The organism is Pseudokineococcus marinus, from assembly GCF_013004605.1.
Lineage (GTDB): Bacteria > Actinomycetota > Actinomycetes > Actinomycetales > Quadrisphaeraceae > Pseudokineococcus > Pseudokineococcus marinus.
The window spans coordinates 1-5,238 of sequence record NZ_JABEMA010000220.1 but is presented as its reverse complement, the minus strand read 5'-3'; the positions used below and the strand labels follow the sequence as shown (position 1 = coordinate 5,238).

The window sequence follows — 5,238 nt, the reverse complement described above, 5'->3', positions numbered from 1 at the left end:
TGCACCACCTGGCGGCCACGGCCGGCAGGGCGGGGGTCCGCGCCTACGCCGAGCACCGCGCCCACGAGCTGCGGGAGCGCTACGCGCCGGAGGTGCGGGCGGCCGGCCCGGAGGTCACGGCCCGCGCCCGCGCCCTCGCGGGCGCCCTGGGGCGCGACGGCTTCGCGGCCAGCGCCCGACCCGTCGACACGGGAACAGGCGTCGCCGCGGTCCAGTTGTGCCAGGGGAGGTGCCCGGTGCAGCACGCCGCGGCCGCCTTCCCCGAGCTCTGCGAGGCGGAGACGCAGGCCTTCTCCGAGCTCCTCGGCGTCGGCACCCGCCGTCTCGCGACCCTGGGCGCCGGCGGGCGCGTGTGCACCACGCACGTGCCGACCGCACCGCCCGACCACGACCGGCCGGCCCAGCACCACCCGGCCCAGCACGGCACCACCACGAGCGGCGGACCGCGCCGGGCCCCCGGCCCGGCCGCCCGCCGCACCCCGAGCAGTCCGGAGGGACCACGCGGATGAGCACCGACGTCGAAGCACTGAACCCCGAGCTCGAGGGCATCGGCACCTACACCTACGGGTGGGCCGACTCCGACCTGGCCGGCACCAACGCCCGCCGCGGCGTGGACGAGGACGTCGTCGCCGACATCTCGGGTCGCAAGGGCGAGCCCGACTGGATGCTGCGCACCCGCCAGAAGGCGCTGCGGATGTTCGGCCGCAAGCCGATGCCGAGCTGGGGCAGCGACCTCGACGGCATCGACTTCGACAACATCAAGTACTTCGTGAAGTCCACGGAGAAGCAGGCCACCTCCTGGGACGAGCTGCCCGAGGACATCAAGAACACCTACGACCGCCTCGGCATCCCGGAGGCGGAGAAGCAGCGCCTCGTCGCGGGCGTGGCGGCGCAGTACGAGTCGGAGGTCGTCTACCACCAGATCCGCGAGGACCTGGAGGAGAAGGGCGTCATCTTCGTCGACACCGACACGGGCCTGCGCGAGCACGAGGAGCTCTTCAAGGAGTACTTCGGCTCCGTCATCCCGCCCGGGGACAACAAGTTCGCGGCGCTCAACACCGCGGTCTGGTCGGGCGGCTCCTTCATCTACGTGCCGCCGGGCGTGCACGTCGACATCCCGCTGCAGGCCTACTTCCGGATCAACACCGAGAACATGGGCCAGTTCGAGCGCACGCTCATCATCGCCGACGAGGGCTCGTACGTGCACTACGTCGAGGGCTGCACGGCGCCGATCTACAAGAGCGACTCGCTGCACTCGGCCGTCGTCGAGATCGTCGTGAAGAAGGACGCCCGCGTCCGCTACACGACCATCCAGAACTGGTCGAACAACGTCTACAACCTCGTCACCAAGCGGGCGACCGCGGCCGAGGGCGCCACCATGGAGTGGATCGACGGCAACATCGGCTCCAAGGTGACGATGAAGTACCCGGCCGTCTTCCTCATGGGGGAGGGCGCCAAGGGCGAGACCCTGTCCATCGCCTTCGCCGGCGAGGGCCAGCACCAGGACGCCGGCGCCAAGATGGTGCACGCGGCGCCGCGGACGTCGTCCTCCATCGTCAGCAAGTCGGTGGCGCGCGGGGGCGGGCGCACGTCCTACCGGGGGCTCGTCCAGGTCCTCGAGGGGGCGCACCACTCGGCGTCGACCGTCCGCTGCGACGCGCTGCTCGTCGACCAGATCAGCCGGTCGGACACCTACCCCTACGTCGACGTCCGCGAGGACGACGTCTCCATGGGGCACGAGGCGACCGTCTCCAAGGTCAGCGAGGACCAGCTCTTCTACCTCATGTCCCGCGGCATGAGCGAGGACGAGGCCATGGCGATGATCGTGCGCGGGTTCGTCGAGCCCATCGCGCGCGAGCTGCCCATGGAGTACGCGCTCGAGCTCAACCGCCTCATCGAGCTGCAGATGGAGGGCGCGGTCGGCTGAGGACCGCCCCCACGCCGCCGCCGGCCGCCCCTCCCGGGCGACCGGCGGCGGTGGCGCGAGCGCGACGGGACGCCCGCCGTCCTCGCAGCCCTCGAGCCTCGCTGCACGAGCACCCCGCCCCACGAGCACCCCACGAGCACGGAGGACCGTCATCAGCACCCCCGACACGCGCCAGGCCGACCACGAGGCGGCGGCCCAGGTGGCCGACGCCGTGGACGCCCGCCAGGAGCACGCCGTCGACCACGCCGCCGAGGCGCCCGCCGCCGTGACGCTCGACTCGTCGCGCAGCCCGGGCCCCGGCTACGACACGGCGGCCGCCCGCGTGGCCGAGGCCGGGGAGGCCGTGCTCGAGGCGTCGCGCGGCGAGCGCCCGCGGTCCTTCGACCCGGCCGACTTCCCGGTGCCGACGGGCCGCGAGGAGGTGTGGCGCTTCACGCCGCTCGACCGCCTCGGCGGGCTGCTCGAGGACGTCCCCTCCGACGAGGACGCGCGCGACGTCGTCGTCCAGGCCCCCGACGGCGTGCACGTCGGCGAGCTCGGGCGCGGCGAGGGCGTGCGCGGGAGCGCCCTGGTGCCCGAGGACCGGGCCGCGGCCCTGGCCGACGCGGCGTCGCCGACGGCGACGCACGTGCGCGTCCCGCGCGAGGTCGAGCTCGACGAGCCGGTGCACGTCTCGGTCGTCGGCCGCGCCGGCCGCCGCGGCGCGGGCCACCTCGTCGTCGAGGCCGAGCGCCACTCGCGGGCCGTCGTCGTCGTCGAGCACACGGGCGGGGGCGCGCACGCCGACGCCCTCGAGGTCGTCGTCGGCGACGGCGCCGAGCTCACGGTCGTCAGCCTGCAGCTGTGGGACGACGACGCCGTCCACGTGTCCCAGCAGGAGGCGCGCGTCGGCCGGGACGCCCGGTACCGGCACATCGCCGTGACCCTGGGCGGTTCCGTCGTGCGGCTGTCCTCGACGGCCCGGTACGCCGGCCCGGGCGGCGACGCCGAGATGCTCGGGGTCTACTTCGCCGACTCCGGCCAGCACCTCGAGCACCGCTCCTTCGCCGACCACGCCGAGCCCCGCTGCCGCAGCGACGTCCGCTACAAGGGCGCGCTGCAGGGCGAGACGGCCCGCACCGTGTGGATCGGCGACGTCCTCATCCGCGCGGCGGCGCAGGGCACCGAGACCTACGAGCTCAACCGCAACCTCGTCCTCACCGACGGGGCCCGCGCCGACTCCGTGCCGAACCTCGAGATCGAGACGGGCGACATCGAGGGCGCCGGCCACGCCAGCGCGACGGGTCGCTTCGACGACGAGCAGCTGTTCTACCTGCGCTCGCGCGGCATCCCCGAGGAGGTCGCCCGGCGCCTCGTCGTGCGCGGCTTCTTCGCGGACGTCGTCCAGCGGATCGGCGTGCCCGCGGTCACCGAGCGGGTCATGTCGGCCATCGAGGCCGAGCTCGACCTGGCGGTCGGACCCGTGGCCGGCGTCGCCGCCCCCGCGGACGCCGCGGCCGAGCCGGCGCTGGCCGCCGCGCCGTCCTCCGCGGGCGCCCCGGCGGGTGGCGCGTGAGCCTCGTCCGGGTGCTCGCCGCCGGCGACCTCCAGCCGGGGTCGCTGCGCGCCGTCGACGTCCCCGACGCGGCCGGCACGCTGCTGCCGGTCGTCGTCGTGCGCGACGAGGACGGCGGGTACCACGCGCTCGGCGACGAGTGCTCCCACCAGGCCGTGCTGCTCTCGGACGGCGAGGACGACGCCGTCGAGGGCTGCGCCCTCGAGTGCTGGCTGCACGGCTCCCGCTTCGACCTGCGCACGGGGCAGCCCTCGGGGCTGCCCGCCACGCGCCCGGTGCCCGTCTACCGCGTGGCCGTCGACGGCGAGGACGTCCTCGTCGACGTCGAGGCCCGACCGGACGACGAGAGCACCACCCCGACCCCCACGACCACCGGCGCGCCCGGCGCGCCCGCGAAGGAGAGCTGACATGGCCACCCTCGAGATCCGCGACCTGCACGTGAGCGTCGAGACCGACGGCGAGCCGACGGAGATCCTCCGCGGCGTCGACCTGACCATCGAGTCGGGGCAGACCCACGCGATCATGGGGCCGAACGGCTCCGGCAAGTCCACGCTCGCCTACTCGATCGCCGGCCACCCGAAGTACACGATCACCGGCGGCACCGTGACGCTCGACGGCCAGGACGTGCTCGCCATGAGCGTCGACGAGCGCGCCCGCGCGGGTCTCTTCCTCGCCATGCAGTACCCGGTCGAGGTGCCGGGCGTCACCGTCTCCAACTTCCTGCGGACGGCGAAGACGGCGCTGGACGGCGAGGCGCCCGCGCTGCGCCACTGGGTCAAGGACGTCCGCACGGCCATGAGCGACCTGAAGATGGACCCGGCCTTCGCCGAGCGCAACGTCAACGAGGGCTTCTCCGGCGGTGAGAAGAAGCGCCACGAGATCCTCCAGATGGAGCTGCTCAAGCCGAAGTTCGCCGTCCTCGACGAGACCGACTCGGGCCTCGACGTCGACGCGCTGAAGATCGTCTCGGACGGCGTGAACCGCGTCCGCGCCGGCGGCGACGTCGGCGTGCTGCTCATCACGCACTACACCCGGATCCTGCGGTACGTGCGCCCCGACGTCGTCCACGTCTTCGTCGCCGGCCGCGTCGCCGAGACCGGCGGCCCCGAGCTGGCCGACGAGCTCGAGGAGAACGGCTACGACCGCTTCGTCCAGGCGGTCGCGGCGTCCTGAGCGCCCGCACCACCGCGACCACCGCACCGCCCGTCCCTGGGAGGACCGCATGAGCGAGACCACCGCACCCACCGAGCCCAGCACCGCCCCCTCCGGGGCGGCGACCGGCCCGACCCCGGCCGAGGTCGCCGACGTCGAGGAGGCGCTGCGCGACGTCGTGGACCCCGAGCTCGGCGTCAACATCGTCGACCTCGGGCTCCTGTACGGCCTCACCGTCGACGAGTCCAACCACGCGGTGCTCGACCTCACGCTGACGTCGGCGGCCTGCCCGCTCACCGACGTCATCGAGGACCAGACCGCCGCGGCGCTGGCCGACGTCGTCGCCGGGCACAGCATCAACTGGGTCTGGATGCCGCCGTGGGGCCCGGAGAAGATCACCGACGACGGGCGCGAGCAGCTGCGCGCGCTCGGCTTCAACATCTGAGCGCTCCCGCGCCTCCGCCCGCAGGGCCCACGGGGCCCGGCCCGGCGGACGACGGCCCGGCGCCCGGCCGGACCGCGCTGGTGCCGCTCGCCCGGTTCGAGGGGTGGCTCGAGCGCTTCGGCGCCGGGCACGGCGGCGCGGTCCGCCTCGTCGCCGGCG

6 protein-coding genes are annotated in these 5,238 nt (G+C 74.2%); all 6 read left to right on the top strand.

The annotated features are described in order from the left end of the window. The coding region (locus HLB09_RS12590; protein ID WP_409373007.1) for a helix-turn-helix transcriptional regulator at positions 1-509 on the top strand (509 nt) is incomplete at its 5' end. Further along, positions 506-1,927: a Fe-S cluster assembly protein SufB gene (sufB, locus tag HLB09_RS12585; protein ID WP_171203699.1), complete on the top strand. Its 1,422-nt coding sequence runs from the start codon at positions 506-508 to the stop codon at positions 1,925-1,927. The genes HLB09_RS12590 and sufB, both read left to right, overlap by 4 nt. A gap of 199 nt (positions 1,928-2,126) precedes the next feature. Continuing rightward, the gene (gene sufD / locus HLB09_RS12580; protein ID WP_322790166.1) at positions 2,127-3,482 is read left to right on the top strand and encodes a Fe-S cluster assembly protein SufD; all 1,356 of its coding nucleotides are present in this window, start codon (positions 2,127-2,129) and stop codon (positions 3,480-3,482) included. Then, positions 3,479-3,889: a non-heme iron oxygenase ferredoxin subunit gene (locus tag HLB09_RS12575; RefSeq protein ID WP_171203698.1), complete on the top strand. Its 411-nt coding sequence runs from the start codon at positions 3,479-3,481 to the stop codon at positions 3,887-3,889. The genes sufD and HLB09_RS12575 overlap by 4 nt, the downstream gene beginning before the upstream one ends. Before the next feature lies 1 nt (position 3,890). Beyond that, a complete protein-coding gene (gene sufC / locus HLB09_RS12570; RefSeq protein ID WP_171203697.1) occupies positions 3,891-4,655 on the top strand; it encodes a Fe-S cluster assembly ATPase SufC in 765 nt (254 codons plus the stop codon). Between the two features lie 49 nt (positions 4,656-4,704). Then, entirely contained in the window at positions 4,705-5,079 is a 375-nt protein-coding gene (locus tag HLB09_RS12565; RefSeq protein ID WP_171203696.1) for a metal-sulfur cluster assembly factor, read from the top strand. Positions 5,080-5,238 lie beyond the last annotated feature (159 nt).